17 protein-coding genes are annotated in these 18,501 nt (G+C 72.6%); 11 read left to right on the top strand and 6 right to left on the bottom strand.

All coding sequences use genetic code 11. The annotated features are described in order from the left end of the window. Nucleotides 1-276 precede the first annotated feature (276 nt). Entirely contained in the window at nt 277-1,803 is a 1,527-nt protein-coding gene (locus ACIBHY_RS07515) for a glycoside hydrolase family 88 protein (RefSeq protein ID WP_397306235.1), read from the top strand. Between the two features lie 43 nt (nt 1,804-1,846). On the opposite strand, the gene ACIBHY_RS07510 is transcribed toward ACIBHY_RS07515, so the two are convergent. Both ACIBHY_RS07510 and ACIBHY_RS07505 read right to left on the bottom strand, forming a co-directional pair. Continuing rightward, nucleotides 1,847-2,458, bottom strand: a complete 612-nt coding sequence (locus ACIBHY_RS07510; RefSeq protein WP_397306234.1) for a hypothetical protein — start codon at nt 2,456-2,458, stop codon at nt 1,847-1,849. Beyond that, nucleotides 2,455-3,222, bottom strand: a complete 768-nt coding sequence (locus tag ACIBHY_RS07505) for a hypothetical protein (RefSeq protein WP_397255417.1) — start codon at nt 3,220-3,222, stop codon at nt 2,455-2,457. Before ACIBHY_RS07505 ends, ACIBHY_RS07510 begins: the two co-directional genes overlap by 4 nt. Before the next feature lie 291 nt (nt 3,223-3,513). On the opposite strand from ACIBHY_RS07505, the gene ACIBHY_RS07500 reads away from it, so the two are divergent. Next, a complete protein-coding gene (locus ACIBHY_RS07500; protein ID WP_397306233.1) occupies nt 3,514-4,443 on the top strand; it encodes a phosphotransferase in 930 nt (309 codons plus the stop codon). 4 nt (nt 4,444-4,447) lie between these two features. Here ACIBHY_RS07500 and ACIBHY_RS07495 read toward each other — a convergent pair whose 3' ends face one another. Further along, nucleotides 4,448-5,137 carry an SDR family oxidoreductase gene (locus ACIBHY_RS07495; protein ID WP_397306232.1) on the bottom strand — a complete coding sequence of 230 codons (690 nt, stop codon included), beginning with the start codon at nt 5,135-5,137 and terminating at the stop codon, nt 4,448-4,450. Nucleotides 5,138-5,192: 55 nt separating this feature from the next. Beyond that, complete coding sequence (locus ACIBHY_RS07490) at nt 5,193-6,992, bottom strand: hypothetical protein (protein ID WP_397306231.1); 1,800 nt, start codon at nt 6,990-6,992, stop codon at nt 5,193-5,195. Nucleotides 6,993-7,290: 298 nt separating this feature from the next. Here ACIBHY_RS07490 and ACIBHY_RS07485 point away from each other — a divergent pair, with 298 nt between their 5' ends. Next, nucleotides 7,291-8,568, top strand: coding sequence for a proprotein convertase P-domain-containing protein (locus ACIBHY_RS07485; RefSeq protein WP_397255409.1), 1,278 nt, complete (start codon nt 7,291-7,293; stop codon nt 8,566-8,568). A gap of 53 nt (nt 8,569-8,621) precedes the next feature. After that, nucleotides 8,622-9,509 carry a multiprotein-bridging factor 1 family protein gene (locus ACIBHY_RS07480; RefSeq protein WP_397255407.1) on the top strand — a complete coding sequence of 296 codons (888 nt, stop codon included), beginning with the start codon at nt 8,622-8,624 and terminating at the stop codon, nt 9,507-9,509. On the opposite strand, the gene ACIBHY_RS07475 is transcribed toward ACIBHY_RS07480, so the two are convergent. Beyond that, nucleotides 9,506-10,000, bottom strand: a complete 495-nt coding sequence (locus ACIBHY_RS07475) for an ion channel (RefSeq protein ID WP_397255405.1) — start codon at nt 9,998-10,000, stop codon at nt 9,506-9,508. The two genes, ACIBHY_RS07480 and ACIBHY_RS07475, sit on opposite strands and share 4 nt — an antisense overlap. A 63-nt stretch (nt 10,001-10,063) precedes the next feature. On the opposite strand from ACIBHY_RS07475, the gene ACIBHY_RS07470 reads away from it, so the two are divergent. Next, nucleotides 10,064-11,278 carry a glycosyltransferase gene (locus ACIBHY_RS07470; protein ID WP_397306230.1) on the top strand — a complete coding sequence of 405 codons (1,215 nt, stop codon included), beginning with the start codon at nt 10,064-10,066 and terminating at the stop codon, nt 11,276-11,278. A 2-nt stretch (nt 11,279-11,280) separates the two neighbouring features. Here the strand turns inward: ACIBHY_RS07470 and ACIBHY_RS07465 are convergent, their stop codons facing one another. Next, the gene (locus ACIBHY_RS07465; RefSeq protein ID WP_246509277.1) at nt 11,281-11,874 is read right to left on the bottom strand and encodes an Lrp/AsnC family transcriptional regulator; all 594 of its coding nucleotides are present in this window, start codon (nt 11,872-11,874) and stop codon (nt 11,281-11,283) included. Nucleotides 11,875-12,010: 136 nt separating this feature from the next. Here ACIBHY_RS07465 and ACIBHY_RS07460 point away from each other — a divergent pair, with 136 nt between their 5' ends. From ACIBHY_RS07460 to ACIBHY_RS07435, 6 genes are read left to right on the top strand one after another with little or no spacing between them, the layout of a single operon-like run. Continuing rightward, nucleotides 12,011-13,591, top strand: coding sequence for an ABC transporter substrate-binding protein (locus ACIBHY_RS07460; RefSeq protein WP_397306229.1), 1,581 nt, complete (start codon nt 12,011-12,013; stop codon nt 13,589-13,591). Continuing rightward, nucleotides 13,588-14,634, top strand: a complete 1,047-nt coding sequence (locus ACIBHY_RS07455) for an ABC transporter permease (RefSeq protein WP_397255399.1) — start codon at nt 13,588-13,590, stop codon at nt 14,632-14,634. The genes ACIBHY_RS07460 and ACIBHY_RS07455 overlap by 4 nt, the downstream gene beginning before the upstream one ends. Further along, nucleotides 14,631-15,512: an ABC transporter permease gene (locus tag ACIBHY_RS07450; RefSeq protein WP_397255397.1), complete on the top strand. Its 882-nt coding sequence runs from the start codon at nt 14,631-14,633 to the stop codon at nt 15,510-15,512. The genes ACIBHY_RS07455 and ACIBHY_RS07450 overlap by 4 nt, the downstream gene beginning before the upstream one ends. Beyond that, nucleotides 15,509-16,300 (top strand): ABC transporter ATP-binding protein, encoded by a 792-nt coding sequence (locus ACIBHY_RS07445; RefSeq protein WP_397306228.1) that lies wholly within the window; start codon nt 15,509-15,511, stop codon nt 16,298-16,300. Before ACIBHY_RS07450 ends, ACIBHY_RS07445 begins: the two co-directional genes overlap by 4 nt. Then, nucleotides 16,297-17,205: an ABC transporter ATP-binding protein gene (locus ACIBHY_RS07440; protein ID WP_397306227.1), complete on the top strand. Its 909-nt coding sequence runs from the start codon at nt 16,297-16,299 to the stop codon at nt 17,203-17,205. The genes ACIBHY_RS07445 and ACIBHY_RS07440 overlap by 4 nt, the downstream gene beginning before the upstream one ends. Continuing rightward, on the top strand, nt 17,202-18,491 hold the full coding sequence (locus tag ACIBHY_RS07435; protein ID WP_397306226.1) for a M24 family metallopeptidase: 1,290 nt from the start codon (nt 17,202-17,204) through the stop codon (nt 18,489-18,491). The genes ACIBHY_RS07440 and ACIBHY_RS07435 overlap by 4 nt, the downstream gene beginning before the upstream one ends. Nucleotides 18,492-18,501 lie beyond the last annotated feature (10 nt).

Genomic DNA, 18,501 nt, shown 5'->3' with positions numbered 1-18,501 from the left:
TGTTCCCACAAAGAGTCACATCCGTCAACAGATTTCAGATCTTGGAACGCTCCATTCTTTAAGAAGGTTTCCTAACTTTGAGGAGTTAAAGATCCGATGATCTGACCGGGCCCTGGACGCAGCAACCGTTTGGTGATAGCTCTGGAGCAGATCTCTTCCGGCGAAAGATTGGATCTGTCTCCCGGGCCGTTCCAGCCTCCAGCTAGCCCGGGAGACCTCACTCTGCCGTCAGGGGCAGGTGATACATGGGATGTCTCACAGTGAGGAGCCTTCGCCGTGATCCTGAAGATCACCACGGCGCTCATGCTGGCCGCCCTGTCGCTCCACGCCCGGCCCGCCGGCGCGGCAGCGCTCCTCGAAGCCGAGAACGCCACGATCTCCCAGGGAGCCGTCGAGTCCAACCATCCCGGCTACACCGGGACCGGTTTCGTCAACTACGACAACCTGCTCGGCTCCTACATCGAATGGGCGGTCGAGTCATCCGAGGCCCGCACCGTCACCCTGACCCTGCGCTACGCCAACGGCACCGCGGCCAACCGGCAGATGAACGTGGCCGGCACCGTGGTCGACTTCCCCGGCACCGGCGCGTGGACCAACTGGCGCACCGCCCGCCTCACCGTCCCCCTGGCCGCCGGAACCACCCCGATCAGAGCCACCGCCACCACCGCGAACGGCGGGCCCAACGTCGACTCGCTGTCGGTGGACGACCCGGGCGGCGTCGACTGGTCCACCGCGGTGGTCGAGTCGACCATGGCCCGCCACTCCCCCGGCGCGCTCGGCGGCTGGGGCTACACCCGCGGCCTGTACCTCTGGGGCCAATACCTGGTCTGGCAGCGCACCGGCGACCCCCGCCTCCTGCAGTACATCAAGGACTGGGCCGACCGCTTCGTCGACTCCTCCGGCAACATCTCCCACAGCTTCAGCAACCTCGACAGCATGCAGTCGGGCAACGTCCTGCTCGCGCTGTTCAAGGAGACCGGCCAGAGCCGCTACCGCGTCGCGGCCGCCAAGATCCGCAACCGGCTGAACACCTACCCGCGCACCTCCGACGGCGGCTGGTGGCACTCCACCTCGGACTCGCGCCAGGGCCAGCTCTGGGCCGACGGCGTGTTCATGGTCAACCCGTTCCTGGCCCGCTACGGCGCGTGGGTCGCCGAGGACGCCTTCACCCGCACCGAACCGGCCAAGCAGATGGAGATCTACTACAGCCGCCTCAACCGCACGTCGGGCAGCGCCGCGGGCCTGCTTTACCACGCCTACGACCAGCCCGGCGGGCTCACCGCCTCCTGGGTCAAGCCCTCGCTCGGCAACACCAACGGCATCTCCTGGTGCCGGGCCATCGGCTGGTTCGGCATGGCGGCCATCGACCTCCTCGAGATCATCCCCGCCGACCACCCGCGCCGCGCCGCCCTGATCACCATGCTGCGCAACCTCGTCCCCGCCTACGCCACCTGGCAGGACCCGGCGACCGGGCGCTGGTTCCAGGTCGTGACCGAGCGCGGCGACTCCGGCAACTGGACCGAGACCTCGTGCTCGGCCATGTACACCTACACGATCTCCCGCTCGGTCGAGCGCGGCTACGTCGACCCGTCCTACCAGGTGTACGCCGAGCGCGGCTACCAGGGCGTCCTGGCCAAGGTGTCGACCGGCTCCGACGGGCGTACCACCATCGTGGACATCAGCGAGGGCACCAACGTGGACGACGTGTTCGGCTACTACTTCAACCGGGCGCGGCCGGTCAACGACTTCCACGGACTGGGCGCGTTCCTGATCATGAACGAGCAGATGACGCGCACCCGCTGACCGGCGTGGCCCGCCCGGAACGGCCGGGCGGGCCACGGCAGAGCTAACGGAAGGCGCCGAAGGCCACGGCGGTCGTCGAGGCGATCGCGGTGGTCAGCACCACCAGCAGGAGCACCGTGCCCAGCGGGTTTCTGCGCGGGGGCGGGGGCTCGGGGACGCGCACGCGGGCGCGCCGCGCGCTGGGCGTCGGCTTGGGTGACGGGGTCGGCGTGGCTGTCTCACGCTCGACGACCCGCGGCTGGACGACCGGCTGGGTCACGGGTGAGCGCGTGGGGGCGGGCGTGGGTGTCGGCCGCACCGGCGTCGGCGTCGGCTTCCTGGTCGGTTCCGGGGTCGGTTCCGGCGTCGGTTCCGGCGTCGGCTCGGGCGTCGGCTCGGGCGTCGGCTCGGGGTCCGGGGGCGGCGGTGGCGGTGGCGGAGGCGGAGGCGGCTCCTTCGCGCACCCCAGCCGCACGCTCACCACCCCCAGTTCCAGGCACAGCGAGATGTCCACCGGCCCCACCGCGGCCTCGGAATCCGGCTCGGGCTCCTGCCCGTGCCGGGCCGTGGCGTGGTCGGGCGGAGGCGAGAAGGCGGCCGCGCCCGGCGCGACCGCGCACAGCACGAGAGTCATCGCCGCCACCAGCAGCGGCGTGCGCGGCAGAGCCACGGTCACACGCCCCCGGTTATGCGGGCGAACTCCTGCAGCGCCGCGCGGAACGCGTCCGGCCCGACCGCGAGCGGCCCGTCGAAGACGCGCATGATGTCCCAGGTGAGGTAGATGCCGAAGCCGAGCATCCCGGCCAGCGCCATCAGCGGCAGCACCGACCAGCCGCGCGGCCGGGCACCGGCCAGCAGCGGGAACAGCACCACGATGATGCCGGAAAGCGCCGTCAGCAGGAGCAGGCCGTTCGGCGGCGTGGCCCCGGCGTCGATGACGCGCTGGGCGCGGGCGGCGGCGAGGTCCTGGACGTGCGCGAGGACCTGGTCCTGCGCGTCCGCCACCTCGTCGGACTTGGTCGCGAGCCCGGTCACCTGCGTGCGCAGCGCGTCGACCCGCTCGGCGCCGACGGGGTCGACCGCGCCCTGGGCCATGAGCGGCCACTCGTTGTCGACGACGAACCCCACGTAGTCGCGCAGCCCGGAGCGGACCGCGTCGCGCGTCGCGGGGGGCAGGCCGTCGGCGGCCCAGTAGGCCTCGACGGCCGCCTGGCTCTCCGTCTGGGTGTTCTGGCGGGCGGAGTCGGCCTTGGTCCAGGGGACGATGATCGCGATCGCGAACGCGAGCAGGAACAGCGCCGACAGCATGGCGCCCGCGTGCGCGACCGACGGACCGCCGGGGTCGTTGTCGTCGCTGCCCTTGCCGATCTTCCTGAACACGAGGGCGGCGAGCGCCACCACGCCCACCGCCGCCCCCACCGCGAGCGCGTAAGCCACCATCGTTTTGTTCTCCCGAGAATCGCCGTGATTACCGTGCGTCACGTAGCTATCACGGACGGCAGCGGCGTGTCCGACGATCTCGGTGAACTGGCCGGACCCGGCCAGGACGGAACGGGACTTTTCGGCCAGGGCCAAAACCGGATGCCCCGCCGCCGCGTCCTGTGCCAGGCTCGGGTGCGCGCCGCGGCCGACTCGAAGCCCCGGACGCGGGCGGGCGACCGGAACTTCTCGCGCTCCCCGCGACGCCGGCGTCATCACCCGGCGCCCATGAAGGACGACCACCGAAGGGACGTGACCTTGCGGAACCCACCCGCCGACATCCGTGCCGGCGACCTGCTGCGCGCGCTGCGCGAGCACTGGGACCTGCCGTTCTGGCGCCTGACCCACGCCCCGGTCGGCTTCGGCGACCACCACTGGACCGCCGACGGCCGCTGGTTCGTCACCGCCGCCCGCCCGGCCCGCTCCTTCGCCGCCCTGGCCGCCGCGATGCGCACCGCCGCGAGCCTGGACCTCGGCTTCGTGGTCCGCCCGCTGCCCGCCCGCGACGGGGCGCCGATCGCGGCCTTCCCGCCGCACTACGCGCTGACGGTCTACCCTCTCGTCGAGGGTACGGCGGGCGAGTTCGGCCAGGAGCAGACCGGCTCCGATCGTACGGCGATGGCCGCCCTGCTGGCCGAACTCCACCGCAGCGCCGCCACCGGCGTCCCGGTCTTCGACCCGTCGCTGACCGGCCGCGCCGCCCTGGAGCGGGCCCTGAACGAGCTCGACCGGCCGTGGACCGGCGGCCCGTACGCGGAACCGGCCCGCCGCCTGCTGTCCGGCCACGGCGCGGCGAAGCTGCGCGAGGTCCTGGCCGGGTTCGACGCCCAGGCGGCCGCGCACGGCACCGGCACGGTGATCACGCACGGCGAGCCGCACCCGGGCAACGTCCTGCGCGCGGGGTCCAGGCGGCTGCTGATCGACTGGGACACGGTGGCGCTGGCCCCGCCCGAGCGGGATCTGTGGCTGGCGCTGGGCGAGTGCCGCCGGGCACGGGAGGCGTACACGGCGGCGACGGGCCACGAGGTCTCACAGGCCGCCATGGACTTCTTCCGGCTGCGCTGGCAACTGGACGACATCTCCATCTACGTCCAGGACTTCCGTTCCCCGCACGAGGACGACCCCGACACGAGGACCGCCTGGGAGGGCTTCCGCGAGTACGTGGCGGCCGTGGCCGGCTGACCGGTCACACGGACGTGGAGAGCCCGGCCCTCACCTCGCGCGTGAACGCGTCGGCCAGCACCTCTTCACGCCCCCGCTCGACCGCGTCGAGCGCCTGCGCGGCCACCTCGGCCGGGCTGATCTTGGGCTGGGTGACGCGGGCGGCCATGTCGGTGTCGATGAACGCCGCGTGCACCCCCACCACCAGGGTCTTCTGCTCGCGCAGTTCCTGGCGTATCCCGTTGGTCAGCGACCACGCCGCCGCCTTGGAGACGGAGTAGGAGGCGGCCTGGGGCAGGACCACCCAGGACAGCACCGACAGCACGTTGACCAGCGCGCCGCCGCCGTTGCGGGCCAGCACCGGGGCGAAGGCCCTGGACATCTCCAGCGTGCCGAAGACGTTCGTCTCCATCTCCGCCCGCGCGGCCCGCGCGTCGGGCTCCGTGACGAGGCCGCGGGCGCGGGAGATCCCCGCGTTGTTGATCAGGAGGGTGACGTCGCCGAGTTCCGCGGCCGCGGCGGCGACCTGGGCGGGGTCGGTGATGTCGAGCCGGACCGGCACGACGCCCGGTTCCGTGACGGTGCCCGGGTCGCGGGCGCCCGCGTAGACGGTCCGCGCGCCCCTGTCCAGCAGGGCCCGGGTGAACGCCCGGCCCAGCCCTCTGTTGCCTCCGGTCACGAGCGCGACCGCGCCGTCGATCGGCAGTCCGGCCATGGCGGCCCTCCTAGTGAGTTTGAATTTCCAACTCACTCTACACGAGGCCGGCCGGTCATCTCAGGACGGGCACCTTGTCGCCGTTCTCGTTGACGGCCGACAGGGCGGGGGCCGAGCCGGTGGCCTTGGCGGCGTACCGGCCGGTGCTCTCGCGGCCGTCGAGCGTGATCCGGGCGACGCGGCGGCTGCCCGCGCTCACGAAGTACCGCTTGCCGGAGGGCGCCGTCCACCTCACCCCCGCGACCACGTCCCGGCCGAGGCGGCTGCAGTCCCAGGTGCCGGTCCTGGCCGCGGTCGCGGCGCCCACGACGCGCCCGCCGCGCCGCGTGAGGAGGACCGCCCGCACCACGTTGCCGCCCGTGGCGTCGGACAGCCGCAGGCACATCCACCGCCCGCCGGCCCCCTCGGGCAGCCTCCCGGCCCAGAACTCCCACAACGTCGCCGCCTGGATCTCCCCCGAGGGCCGGTCGAGCACGCAACTCAGCGCCCGCCACGCGCCGAACCCCTCCTCCAGCGCGTCCAGCTCCCAGGGCCCGTACCGGTTCACGTCGGCCGGTGGCGGCGGCTGGTAGGTGGCACTCGCCGACGACAACCTCCCGAAGTCCAGCATGGTGTACGGCATGCCGTGCGCGATCTCCGGCGCCCGCAGCCGCAGCACCGGCCCCCGCCAGCACCCCTGCCCTGAGGCGGCCGATCCCGTGGCATCGGAGGTGATCGCCGCGGTGACCCCGTCCTTTAGGGCGATCTTGCGCCAGCGTGGTTCCCCGGCCGGCAGAGCCGCCGCCGACACCTCGGTCACCCACGGGGGCACCAGGTAGCGGTTGCCCCGCGGGGTGGCGAGCAGCTTCAGCGGGCTCGCGCCGTCGGGCTTGACCCGAGGCGCGGGCAACACCTCCAGCCCGTCCCGCTCCCCTGCGGCGCCCTGCCCACCCGGAGTGCCATGCCCTTCTGGGTTGCCATGCCCGATGGAGGCGCCCTGAGCGGCCGTAACGCTCTGCCCGCCGGTGGAGGGCTGACCGGTGGCGGGGTTCTGGCCGGTGGTGAAGCGGGCGATCCGGTCGTGGCGGCGGAGCAGGACGATCCGGGTTCCGTCCAGCTCGCCCGCGTAGATCAGCTGGACGGGGCCGGAGCCCCAGGCTCGCTGGGCCCGCCGTACCAGCTCGGCGTCGCCGGTGAGCGAGCCGCGCGGCGGCCAGGAGGCGAGCGTGAGGTCGGTGCCCGCGCGCCAGGCGCCGGCCTCGGCGCGCTCGACCCGCAGCGGCGCGGCGCTGACCGGCCCGCCGGAGCCCAGGTCGGGCGCGGCCACGGCCACCGCGCCGAGCAGGAGGAGTGCGGCGAAGGCGATCCGGGCGCGGCGCAGCGGGCGGCCGTAGACGCGGGCGACGGTCGGGTCCAGGGTGAGGATGCCGTGCGCCTGCTCCACCGCCCTCGCCTCGGCCAGCGCGCCACCGGGGTCGGCGGCTCCGGCGCCCGCGAGGATCTCCACCACCTCGGCGGCCGGGCGGCCCTCCAGCAGGAGCATCGCGTAGGCGGCGCGGCCCGCGCCGGTGAGGCCGTTGAGCTCGCGCAGGAGCGCGACGTCGGACCTGGACACCACGACGGGCACCACCTCGACCGGCCCGAGCCGCCCCGACCAGGGCATGAGGCGCAGCCGCAGCACCCTGCGCAGGAACACGCGGCGCAGGCCCGCCTCGTCCAGCCTGCCGTGGCGGGCCACGGCGGCGGCGGCCAGCCGGTGCGCCCAGGCCAGGCGCCGGTCCTCGCCGCCGGTCGCGGGCAGGGCGAGGTAGCCGAGCAGGACCAGGTCCCGGTAGGGCTTGGCGAGGATCCGGTTCCCCCGTATGGACCGCCGCATCCCGACCTCACCATCCGTATCCGCATGCCTGCATATCGTGACTAGGAAGGTACGGCAGGCATTGCGGCCGCGAGGGCGTTATCAGGAAATCTCCGCCGGCGGCCTCAACGCTGAAACTTCAATCCCCGCCGCAGCGCCCACGCGCCCGACCTGCCAGAACATCAGCCGTCTTCAGCGTTGAAAGCGGATTTGTCAGGGAATTGGGCCGGCCGCCGCGGAGGGTGGTTGTTGCCCTGCCGCGGGCTGGTGGACGGTACACGGCGAGAGACCGCCTCCGGAGTGAGAAGGAGAGCCTTCGATGAGGCACCGCTTATCCACCGTTTTCGCAGTCATCGTCCTTTCCACCGCGTCCATGGGCGCGGCGGCCCCCACCGCCCAGCCCGACCTCGACTCGACCGTCGTCCAGCTCATGACCGCCCGCAGCCAGGCCGAGGGCTCCAAACTCGCGGCCGCCGGCGCCGGCACCGAAGTCAACGTGCAGCGCCGCAGTTCACGGGGCGACTGGGTGTTCGGCTCCTCGGTGATCAAGGCGCCCAACATCGACGGCGCCTACCCCGAGGGCTGGCTGTTCGTCGCCCAGCGCACCGCCGCCGGATGGAAGGCCGGTCTGGACGGCACGCCCGAGTTCGCCGCCCTGGCCCAGCGGGCGCCCACGTCCGTGGTCAGCGACGGCGAGAAGCGTACCTTCGCCGCCAACACCAAGGCCCAGACCCAGGCCCAGGCCGCCCCCACCGGCCTGTCCCTGCCCTACCAGCAGGGCGCCTCCTGGAAGATCATCGGCGGACCGCACGGCTGGTCGGGCCAGCCCAGGCCGTGGAGCTCGATCGACCTCGACAGCCGGGCCAGCGACCGCAGCGTGCTCGCCGCGCAGTCCGGCCGCGCCTACTGGGTCTGCTCCAACGGCGGGCACATCCGCATCATCCACGACAACGGCTGGACCACCGAGTACTACCACCTGCTCAACGAGATCCGCCCCAACGGCACCCAGCTCCAGATGGGCGACTACCTCGGCCTGACCAGCACCCGCATCCCCTGCGGCGGCTCGGCGGGCAGCAACCACGTGCACTTCGCGCTGAAGAGCGGCTCCTCGTGGGTCCCGCTGCAGGACAAGACCATCGGCGGCTGGACCTACTTCGAGGGCTCCAGCGCGTACGGCGGCGGCGCCCGCAGAGGCACCACCACCCGCTACGTCGGCGACTGGATCCAGAACTACGGCACGGAGACCCCCGGCGGCCGCACGTTCGAGAACGCGGCCAACGTCGACGTCGCCGACCTGGGCCAGGCCGAGTCCCCGATCACGGTCACCGGCGTGCCGGGCAACGCCCCCGCCACGCTGAGCGTCTACGCCGACGTCCACCACGGCTGGCGCGGTGACCTGCAGCTCGACCTCGTCGGCCCGACCGGCGTGGTCTACCGGCTGCGCGATCCGGCACCGGCCGACGACGGCACGATCATCCACGAGACGTACACGAAGAACGCCGCCGACTCGCCCGCGAACGGCACCTGGCGGCTACGGGTCAAGGACGTCGACTCCAATCACTCGGGCTACATCGACGCGTGGAGCCTGACTTTCTGACACATGCGCTGTAAATTCGGGCTGATCACTCCTGAAACCGGGGAGTTGTCCCGATGGATCAGCATTTCGACCGCCTTCTCCGTGACGCGATCACCGCGCGCGGACTCAGCCTGGAGCGCCTGCACGCCCGCCTGTCCCAGCGCGGCATCAAGGTCAGCCTGGCCAGCCTCAGCAACTGGCAGCGCGGGAAGTGCCGCCCGGAGCGATCGCAGTCGCTCCGGGCGCTCCACGCGCTGGAGGAGATCCTCGCCCTGCCGGGCGACACTCTCATCGCCAGCCTGGGTCCGCCCAGGCCGAGGGGACGCTGGGTGAGCCATGTGCCGGGCGCGGTGCCGTACCGCGATCTGTGCCCTGAAGCGGGGAGCCTGCAGCGGCTCCTCGGCGAGATCAAGAACGTCACCGACGGACAGCTCGCGCTGCTGTCCTACCACGACCACATCACCACGGGGACGGACCGCGACGAGCGCTCGGTGCGCACCCGGGCGGTCTTCCAGGCCCGCTCGGACGGCGTGGACCGGCACGTGGCCATCCACTACAACGAGCGCTCGCACCTGCCCGAGGACTTCTCCGCGTCCTTCTGCAGGCTGGGACGGGTCAAGAAGGACGAGCCCGCCGGGCTGACCGCGCTGGAGCTGCTGTTCGACCGGCCCCTGGCGGCCGGGGAGACCTATGTGGTGGAGTACGAGTTCCGCTACAGGAAGCGCGGGCCGCAGGCGCTGTTCTACAACCGCTGGTTCCGCTTCCCGGCGCACGCGTACCTGCTGACCGTGCAGTTCGCGCCGGGGACGACGCCGGTGCGCTGCTTCCGCACGCACCAGCCGACGACCGCGACCCCGCCCGCCGACGTGGGCGAGTTACGGCTGAGCGGCTGGGACTCGGTGCACATCGCCGACGTCGAGGTACGGCCCGGCGTGCACGGCGTCCGGTGGGAGTGGGCCTAGCGTTCCTCGCGGGCCATGGCGGCGCGGTAGGCGCCGACCAGGGACGCGAGGATGACCAGGTCGAAGATGATCTGCGTGGCGACGAGCGCGCGGGCCAGCTGCCCGACCGCGTGCACGTCGCCGAAGCCGACGGTGGCGATGGTGGAGACGGTGAAGTACAGGGCGTCCGTGCGCGTGCGCAGGCCCGCGAACTGGGCCGGGTCGATCGTGGCCACCATGAGGTAGCCGAGGGCGAAGAAGATCGTCACCACGTACACCAGCAGCAGGAGCGTGCGCAGCCTGGCCTGCTTGTCGTGGTGGGCGACCGCGATCGTGTGCCGGCCGAACACCCAGACCAGCACGAGCACGCCGAGCATGAACAGCCCGGCCGCGCCCCCGAGCCGCGCCACGTTGGAGCCGTCGCCCAGCGGGACCAGGTAGTAAAGGGCGACGAGTCCGGCCATGATGGCCACGTGCTGAAGGGCGGTCAACAACCGGCGGCGTTCGGCCATGACTCACTGTGACCGCACGATGGCTCCGGCTTCGGGCGGGACACGCCGGGGTAGTGGAAAAACGTGAAGGTGCTCCTGCTCACGATGGGCAGCCGGGGGGACGTGCAGCCGTACGTCGCGCTGGCGCGCGGGCTGCTGGCCGCCGGGCACGAGCCGGTCGTGGCGGGGCCGCGGCGGTTCGGGTCGCTGGCGGCGCCGTACGGGATCGCCTTCGAGCCGCTGCCCGACGAGATGCTCGACCTTCAGGACCAGGTCAAGGGGCAGGGGGCGGGCGCGGCCATCACGGCGGCGCGCTCGGTGAAGCCGATGGTGCGCCGGGTGCTGGATGAGGAGGCCGCGCTGATCGAGCCGGGCCTCGACGTGATCGTCTACCACCCGAAGGCGCTCGGCGGGCCCTATCTGGCGGAGAAGGCCGGGATCCCGTCGCTGGCGGGGCTGCTCCTGCCGCTGTACGTGCCGACCGCCGCCTTCGCCTCTCCCATCCTCCCGGTACGGCTGCCGCCCGCCGTCAACCGGGCCACCTGGCGGGTCGCGGCGGCGGTCGAGGCGCCCTACCGCTCGGTGGTGCGCACGTGGCGGACGGAGGTCCTGGGCCTGTGCGAGGGCTTCCGCCCGGCGGCGGAACTGATCGCGGCCGGGCCGGTGCTGCACGCGTGGAGCCCCCGCCTGCTGCCTGCGCCCGCCGACTGGCCCCCGCAGGCGGATCCGATCGGCTTCTGGACCCTGCCCGCCGCCGGCGACTGGACCCCGCCCGAACGGCTGGCCGCGTTCCTGGAGGAGGGGCCACCACCGGTCTACGCGGGGTTCGGCAGCATGGTCGGGCGTGATCCGCGCGGTCTCGCGGCGACCGTCGTGGAGGCGGCGCGGCTGGCCGGGCGGCGGTCGATCCTGGCGACGGGCTGGGGTGGCCTGAGCCCCGGCGAGGACGGCGAGGACGTCCTGGTGATCGAGGAGGCGCCGCACGACTGGCTGCTGCCGCGGGTGGCCGTGGCCCTGCACCACGGCGGCATCGGTACCGTCGCGGCGGCCCTGCGCGCCGGGGTCCCGCAGGTCGTCCGCCCTTTCCTCGGCGACCAGCCGTTCTGGGCCGACCGCCTGCACCGGCTGGGCGTCGCGCCCCCGCCGCTGCGCGGGAGGCCGCGCGCGCCGGAGGTGGCCGCCGCGTTCGCCTCCGCCCTGGAGCTGTCCGGTACGGCGGGCGCCGTCGCCGCCGAGGTGGCCACCGAGGACGGCGTGGCCGAGGGGGTCTCCCGCATCGAAGCCCTCGCGGCCCGCTAGGTTCATTCCTTCCTGAGGGCGGCGCGGCCCTCCGCGGCGCCGACGAAGCGCATCTTGCCCAGCGGCACCTCGGCCGGGCTCGGGTCGGGCGCCTGGCGGCGCTGCGGGCGCGGTCCGTCGCTGGGCAGGACGTACGGCCGCTTGAGCACCTCGTCCAGGATGAAGACGGTCTCCGTGGCCTTGACCGCGGGGATGCCGGCCAGGCGGTCGGTGACCAGGGTGTGCACCTCGGCCACGTCCGACACCCGCACCTGGATCATGGCGTCGTGCTGCCCGGTGGTGATGGCGCAGTACTCCACCTCCGGCATGCGGGCCAGTTCCGCGCGGAACTGCTTCCACATCTGCTGCCGCACGGTCACGAAGATGAGCGCGGTGATGCCGAGCCCGGCCCTGACGTGGTCGATCTCGGCGGTGAAGCGCTTGATGGCGCCGTCGGCGCGCAGGGCCTCGAAGCGGGTGTAGGCGTTCGCCCGCGAGATGCCCACCCGCTCGGCCAGCGCGGCGACCGAGATGCGGCCGTTCTCGCGCAGGACCTGCAGGATCTTCAAATGGACGGCGTCCAGCTCCAGGCCGATGCCGATCCGTCCAGAGCGCAACCCACTCTCTCCACCATTTCTGGAAATTTCCGCCACCAGTACCACACTCCTCGACAAACCGTCTCACCGACGTGACACGGGCTGGACGTTCTGCCGGACAATCCACGACAACTTTCACAGAATATCTGGAGGACCCATGGCGACCCGCTCGCAGACGGCGGCTGTACTGCTCGCCGGTGCACTCGCCCTCGCCGCCTGCGGAAGCGGCGGCTCCAAGACCCCCGCTGCCGGCGGCGCCGCGGCAGGCAAGACCCTCGTCATCGACACCTCCTTCGACCTCAAGACCGGCGACCCGGGCCGCACCTACGAGCCGACCGGCCTCATCATCGGCAAGGCGGCCTACGAGACACTTCTCACCTTCGACGGCCCCGACGTGACCAAGCCCGTCCCCGCGCTGGCCGAGTCGTACGAGCTGTCGCAGGACGGCAAGACGCTCACGCTCAAGCTGAAGCAGGGCGCGGTCTTCGCCGACGGCTCCCCGGTCACCGCCGACGACGTGGTCTTCTCGCTGACCCGCGTGCGCGACATGAAGGGCACCCCGTCGTTCCTGCTGGACGGCGTGGAGGTGGCCAAGGACGGCGACTCGACGATCAAGCTGACGTCGAAGACGGCCAACCCGGCGCTGCCGTTCATCCTGCCGAACCCGGCGCTCGGGATCATCAACAGCAAGGTCGCCCAGCAGCACGGCGCGACCACCGACGCCAAGGACAAGGCGGAGCAGTACCTGAACTCGGCCTCGCTCGGCTCCGGCCCGTACGCGATCGAGTCCTTCAACGTCAGCAGCCAGGTCGTGCTCAAGGCCAACCCGAAGTACTACGGGACCAAGCCCGCCTACGACAAGGTCGTCATCCGCAACGTCGAGGCGGCCACGCAGAAGCTGAACGTCCAGCGCGGCGACAGCCAGGTGGCGCTCAACCTGTCCGGCGACCAGGTCACCGGCATGCCGAACACGCTGCAGGTCAAGAAGACCGCCTCGGCCAACGTCATCTTCCTGCTGGCCAACCAGAACTCCGAGATCAGCAAGACCACCACGAACGCCAAGTTCGTCGAGGCCGTGCGCAAGGGCGTCGACTACGCGGGCCTGCTGGAGCTGGCCGGCGAGGGCTCGACGCAGGCGCCCGGCGTGATCCCGTCGCAGCTGCTCGGCGCGCTGCCCGCCGACCAGGCCGCCAAGCGGGACGTCGAGGGCGCCAAGGCCGCGCTGGCCGCCAGTGGGCTGTCCAGCCCGAGCGTCAAACTGGAGTACCCGAGCGAGCTGACCGTCAACGGCCTGTCCTTCCAGCCGCTGGCCGAGCGCATCCAGGCCAACCTCAAGGAGGTCGGCATCACGGTCGAACTGGCCCCCGCGCCGGTCGCCACCGCCCTGGACAACTACCGCAACGGCAAGGAGGAGATGGGCCTGTGGTACTGGGGCCCTGACTACCCGGACCCCAGCGACTACCTGGCCTTCCTGCCCGGCAAGACCGTCGGCCTGCGCGCCGGCTGGAAGCCCGGCGCGGCCAAGGAGATCGAGGCGGCCGGCGACAAGGCGGCGGCCACCATCGGCGACGACGCCCGCAAGACCGTCTACCAGGACGTCCAGACCAAGCTCAACGCGGGCGGCCCGTTCGTCCCGCTGATCCAGCCGAGCCAGAACATCGTGACCGCCGCCACGGTGACCGGCCTGGAGTACCACCCGGTCTGGACCGTCGACGTGGCCGACCTCGGCGTGAAGTGAAGACCACCGGCACCCGGGCCCGGCACCCCCTGGCCCGGTTCCTGATCCGCCGGATCCTCATCGCCCTGCTGCTGGCCTGGGGGATCACGCTGGTCACGTTCGTGCTGACCAACATGGTGCCCGGCGACCCCGTCGCCGCCAACCTGGGCCAGCGGGCGCTCGGCGACCCGGCGATCGTCGCGCAGTGGAAGGCCGAGCACGGCCTGGACAAGCCGCTGCCGGAGCAGTACGTGCTGCACCTGCAGGGCATCCTCCAGGGGGACCTGGGCACCAGCCAGCAGAGCCACCGCCCGGTCAGCGACGACCTCGCCGAGTTCGTCCCGGCGACGCTGGAGCTGGCCGGAGCGGCGATCCTGATCTCGCTGGTGCTGGGCGTGGCGTTCGGCGTCGTGGCGGCCCTGCGCCGCGACCGGCTGCCCGACCACCTGCTGCGGGTGCTGAGCCTGATCGGCATCTCGGTGCCCACGTTCTGGCTGGCGTTGCTCGCCTTCTACGTCTTCTTCTACCGCCTGCAGCTCACCCCGGGCAGCGGCCGCATCGACCCCGGCATGACCGCGCCCGGGCCGATCACCGGCCTGCACACGCTCGACGCGGCGCTGACCGGGCAGTGGGACGTCTTCGCCAGCGCCGTCGGCCACCTCATCACCCCCGCGCTGGTGCTGGCCCTCTACACGATCGGCCTGCTGACCCGCTTCACCCGCAGCGCGGTGCTGGAGGTGCTGGGCCAGGACTACGTGCGCGCCGCGCGGGCCAAGGGACTGCCGGGGCGGACGGTCCTGTTCCGCTACGTCCTGCGCTCGGCCCTGGTGCCCATCATCACCGTGGCCGGACTGGCGTTCGGCTCGCTGCTGTCCGGGACCGTGCTGGTCGAGGCGATCTTCGCCTGGCCGGGCGTGGGCCAGTACGCGTACAAGAGCGCGACCTCGCTCGACCTGCCCGCGGTGATGGGCGTCGGCCTGGTGGTCGGCGTCGTGTACCTGGTCATCAACCTGATCGTGGACGTGTTGTACGGGATCATCGACCCGCGAGTGAGGCTGCAATGAGGCGTGCTCTGAGGCGTGACCCGCTCGCGCCCCGCAGGCGGCGCGTGCCCGAGGCGTGGCGGCAGCCGCTGGCCGTGGCCGGGGCCGTCATCGCGCTGGCCTGGCTGGTCATCGCGCTGGCCGCGCCGTTCCTGGCCCCGCACGACCCGCTCGCCCAGGACCTGCCCCGCCTGGCCGAGCCGGGCCCCGGGCACTGGTTCGGCACCGACCAGCTCGGCCGCGACATCCTCAGCCGCGTCATGTACGGCGCCCGCGTCTCCATCCCGCTCACCCTGCTCCTCGTGGCCATGAGCGTGCTGGTCGGCGGGTTGCTCGGGGCTGCCGCCGGATATTTCGGCAAGTGGGTGGGTGAGACCATCATGCGGATCGCCGACCTGGTCTTCGCCTTCCCCACGGTCATCCTGGCCATGGTCGTGGCCGCGGCGCTCGGGGCCAGCCTGACCAACGCGGTGCTGGCCGTACTCGTGGTCGCCTGGCCCGCCTACGCCCGCGTCACCCGCGGCCTCGTGCTCGGCGTGCGCGAGCGGGAGTTCGTGCTCAGCGGGCGGCTGCTCGGCTTCTCGCCCTGGCGCTCGCTGCGGGTGGACGTGCTGCCCAACGTGACCGGCCCCGTCCTGGTGCTGGCCACGCTCGACATCGGCACCGCGCTGCTGCTCCTGTCCGGCCTCAGCTTCCTGGGCCTCGGCGCCAAGCCGCCGTCGCCCGAGTGGGGGGCGATGGTCGCCTCGGGCGTGGAGGTCTTCGACTCCTGGTGGGTGGCGACCTTCCCCGGTCTGGCCATCCTGACCGTGGTGCTGGCCTTCAACTTCCTCGGCGACACCCTGCGCGACGCCCTCGACCCGCGCACGGCCCGCGCCATCAAGGAGCGCGCACTGTGAAGATCACCGACCTGAAGGTGGACATCCACGGACGGCAGATCCTCAAGGGCGTCTCCGTCTCCCTGCGGGAGGGCCGCGTCCACGGCCTGGCCGGAGAGTCGGGCTCGGGCAAGACCATGACCGGCCTGGCCGCCCTCGGCCTGCTCCCGCACGGCGCGAGCGCGACGGGCTCGATCGTCCACAACGGCCGCAACCTGCTCGAACTGTCCGCCAAAGAGCTCAACAAGGTACGCGGCGGCGAGGTCGCCATGGTCTTCCAGGACCCCGCCACCAGCCTGCACCCCATGCTCACCGTCGGCAGGCAGCTCACCGAGCACATGCGCCACCACCTCGGCCTGGGCAAGGCCGAGGCGCGGGCGCGGGCCGTCGAACTGCTCGGCAAGGTCCGCATCCCCGGCGCCGACGAGGCGTACGGGCGCTACCCCCACCAGTTCTCCGGCGGCATGCGACAGCGCATCGCCATCGCGATCGCGCTGGCCTGCTCGCCCCGGGTGCTGATCGCCGACGAGCCGACCACGGCGCTCGACGTGACCGTCCAGGCGGGCGTCCTGCGGCTGCTGCGCGGGCTGTGCGACGAGCTGGGGCTGGCCGTGCTGCTGGTCACCCACGACCTCGGGGTGATGTCCGCGGTGGCCGACGAGGTCAGCGTCATGAAGGACGGCCTGATCGTGGAGAGCGGACCCCGCTCCCACGTCCTGCGCACCCCCGACCACCCCTACACCCGCTCCCTCCTGGCCTCCCTGCCCGAGAGTCCGCTCGCCCCCGCACCCGACGAGGAGCGCTCATGAGCCTGCTCACCATCGACGACCTGGTCGTCGAGCACCGCTCCCCCGGCCGTCCCGTCGTCCGCGCGGTCGCCGGGGCCAGCCTCACGGTGCGCGCCGGTGAGGTCGTCGGCCTCGTGGGCGAGTCGGGATGCGGCAAGTCGACGCTGGCCAGAGCCGTCTGCGGGCTGAACCCGGTGACCGAGGGCGCCATCCGGTTCGAGGGGCGGCCGGTGACGCCGCTCGGGCTGCGGCGCCGTACGCTGACCGGGATTCAGATGGTCTTCCAGGACCCGTACGCCTCCCTCAACCCGCGCCGGCGCGTGGGCGACCAGATCGCCGACGGCCTGCGGGTGGCGCGCGGCAGCACCGCCACCCCTGCCGACCTGCTCGAACGCGTGGGCCTGCCGAGAGACTTCACCGATCGCCATCCGCACGAGTTCTCCGGCGGGCAGCGGCAGCGCATCGCGATCGCCCGCGCGCTGGCCGCCGAGCCCCGCCTGCTCATCGGCGACGAGCCCATATCCGCCCTGGACGCCTCGGCGCAGGCGCAGGTGGCCCGCCTGATGCGCGACCTGGCCGTGGACTCGGGGGCCGGGCTGCTGTTCATCAGTCACGACCTGTCCGTGGTACGCCTGATCGCCGACCGGATCGCCGTCATGTACCTGGGCAAGATCGTCGAGATCGGCGAGACCGCCGAGGTGTGGGACAACCCCCGCCACCCTTACACGCAGGCACTCCTGAACGCGATCCCCCTGCCCGACGGCCAGGGCACCCTGCCGGCGGAGCTGCCCGGCGACGTCCCCGACCCGGCCGACCCGCCGGGAGGCTGCCGCTTCAACCCGCGCTGCCCGCACGTGATGGACCTCTGCCGCGACAAGGAGCCGGACTTCGGCCCGGTCGCCTGCTGGCTCCACGAGCCCACGTGACCCCCACCCCCTACCCCGGGCCCGACCCCCTCAGGTCTGACGGACCGGGATCCGACACCCCGCGCCCCTCCAGACCCCCCGAGGGCACCTCCGCCGAAAGCGACCCGACCAGAAGCGGTCAGACGGAAGGCGGCCAGGCGGAGGGCAACCCGGCGAAGGGCGGCCTGGCCGGGGACGTGCCCGCCCAGCGCGAGCTTCCCGAGAACGGTCCACCTGGCGGCGCGCTTCCCGTGGGCGGGCCCGGCCAGGAGCGTGGGCCGAGGCAGGACCGGCCGCTCGTGTGCGGGCTGAGGCAGGGCGGGCTTGGCCAAGGGGCGGCTGAGCGGGTGGGGGCGGTGCGGGTCGCCATGGCCGCGGCCGAGGTGGACGCGCTGGTGCTGCGGCCCTCGCCCGACTTCCGGTTCCTGGGCGGGCGGGGCGAGGGGTTCCTGGTGGTCACGCGGGAGAACTACGCCGAGACGGCCGACCCCGGTGCGCTGGTCCCGGCCACGGCCCGCCGGGTCGGGGTGGATCCGGAGATGCGGGTGCGGGAGCTGTTCGGACTGTCGGTGGACGCCGAGCTCGTGCCGGCGGGAGCCGTTCTCGCGCCTCTGAGGTTGCGGAAGGACCCGGGCGAGCTCGACGCCGTAGCCCGCGCGGCCGCGGCGGCGGACGGGGTGGTGGCGCGGGCGCGGGAGTGGCGCTGGTTCGGGGCCACCGAGCGGGCCATGGCCCGCCACCTGCGGATGGCGATGCTGGAGAGCGGCTGCGAGGAGATCCTGGGCGTTCAGGTGGCGGCAGGGGAGCACTCCGCGATCCCCGCGCACCGCCCCACCGACCGGGTGATCAACCCGGGCGACGCGCTCCAGGTCGCCGTGCGCGGGCGGTGGGACGGCTACTGCGCCGAGGTGGCCAGGGTTCTCGCGGTGGCCGAGCCGCCGGAGGACTTCGACGCCCTGTACTCGGTGGTCCTCGCCGCTCAAACCGCCGCCCTCGACGGTGTACGGCAGGCCCTCCCCGCCGCCTCCGTCGCCAGGTCCGCCCGGTCGACGATCGAGGAGTCCGGCTACGGCCAGTTCGCCGCCGGCCACTACGGCAGAGGCGTGGGCCTGGCCGGCGACGAACCGCCGCACCTGTCCCCCTCCGACCCCACCACGCTGGCCCCCGGCATGGCGCTCTGCCTCGAACCGGCCGTCTACCTCCCCGACCTGTTCGGCGCCCGCCTCGCCGACGTGGCCGTCTGCACGGAGTCCGCCCCGCGCCTCCTCACCACCCCGCCCCCCGCCCTCCTCGTGCTCGACCGCTGACGACCCGGGG

The sequence above is a fragment of the Nonomuraea sp. NPDC050547 genome, from assembly GCF_044457345.1.
Taxonomy (GTDB): domain Bacteria; phylum Actinomycetota; class Actinomycetes; order Streptosporangiales; family Streptosporangiaceae; genus Nonomuraea.
This window is presented reverse-complemented; position numbering and strand designations above follow the sequence as displayed.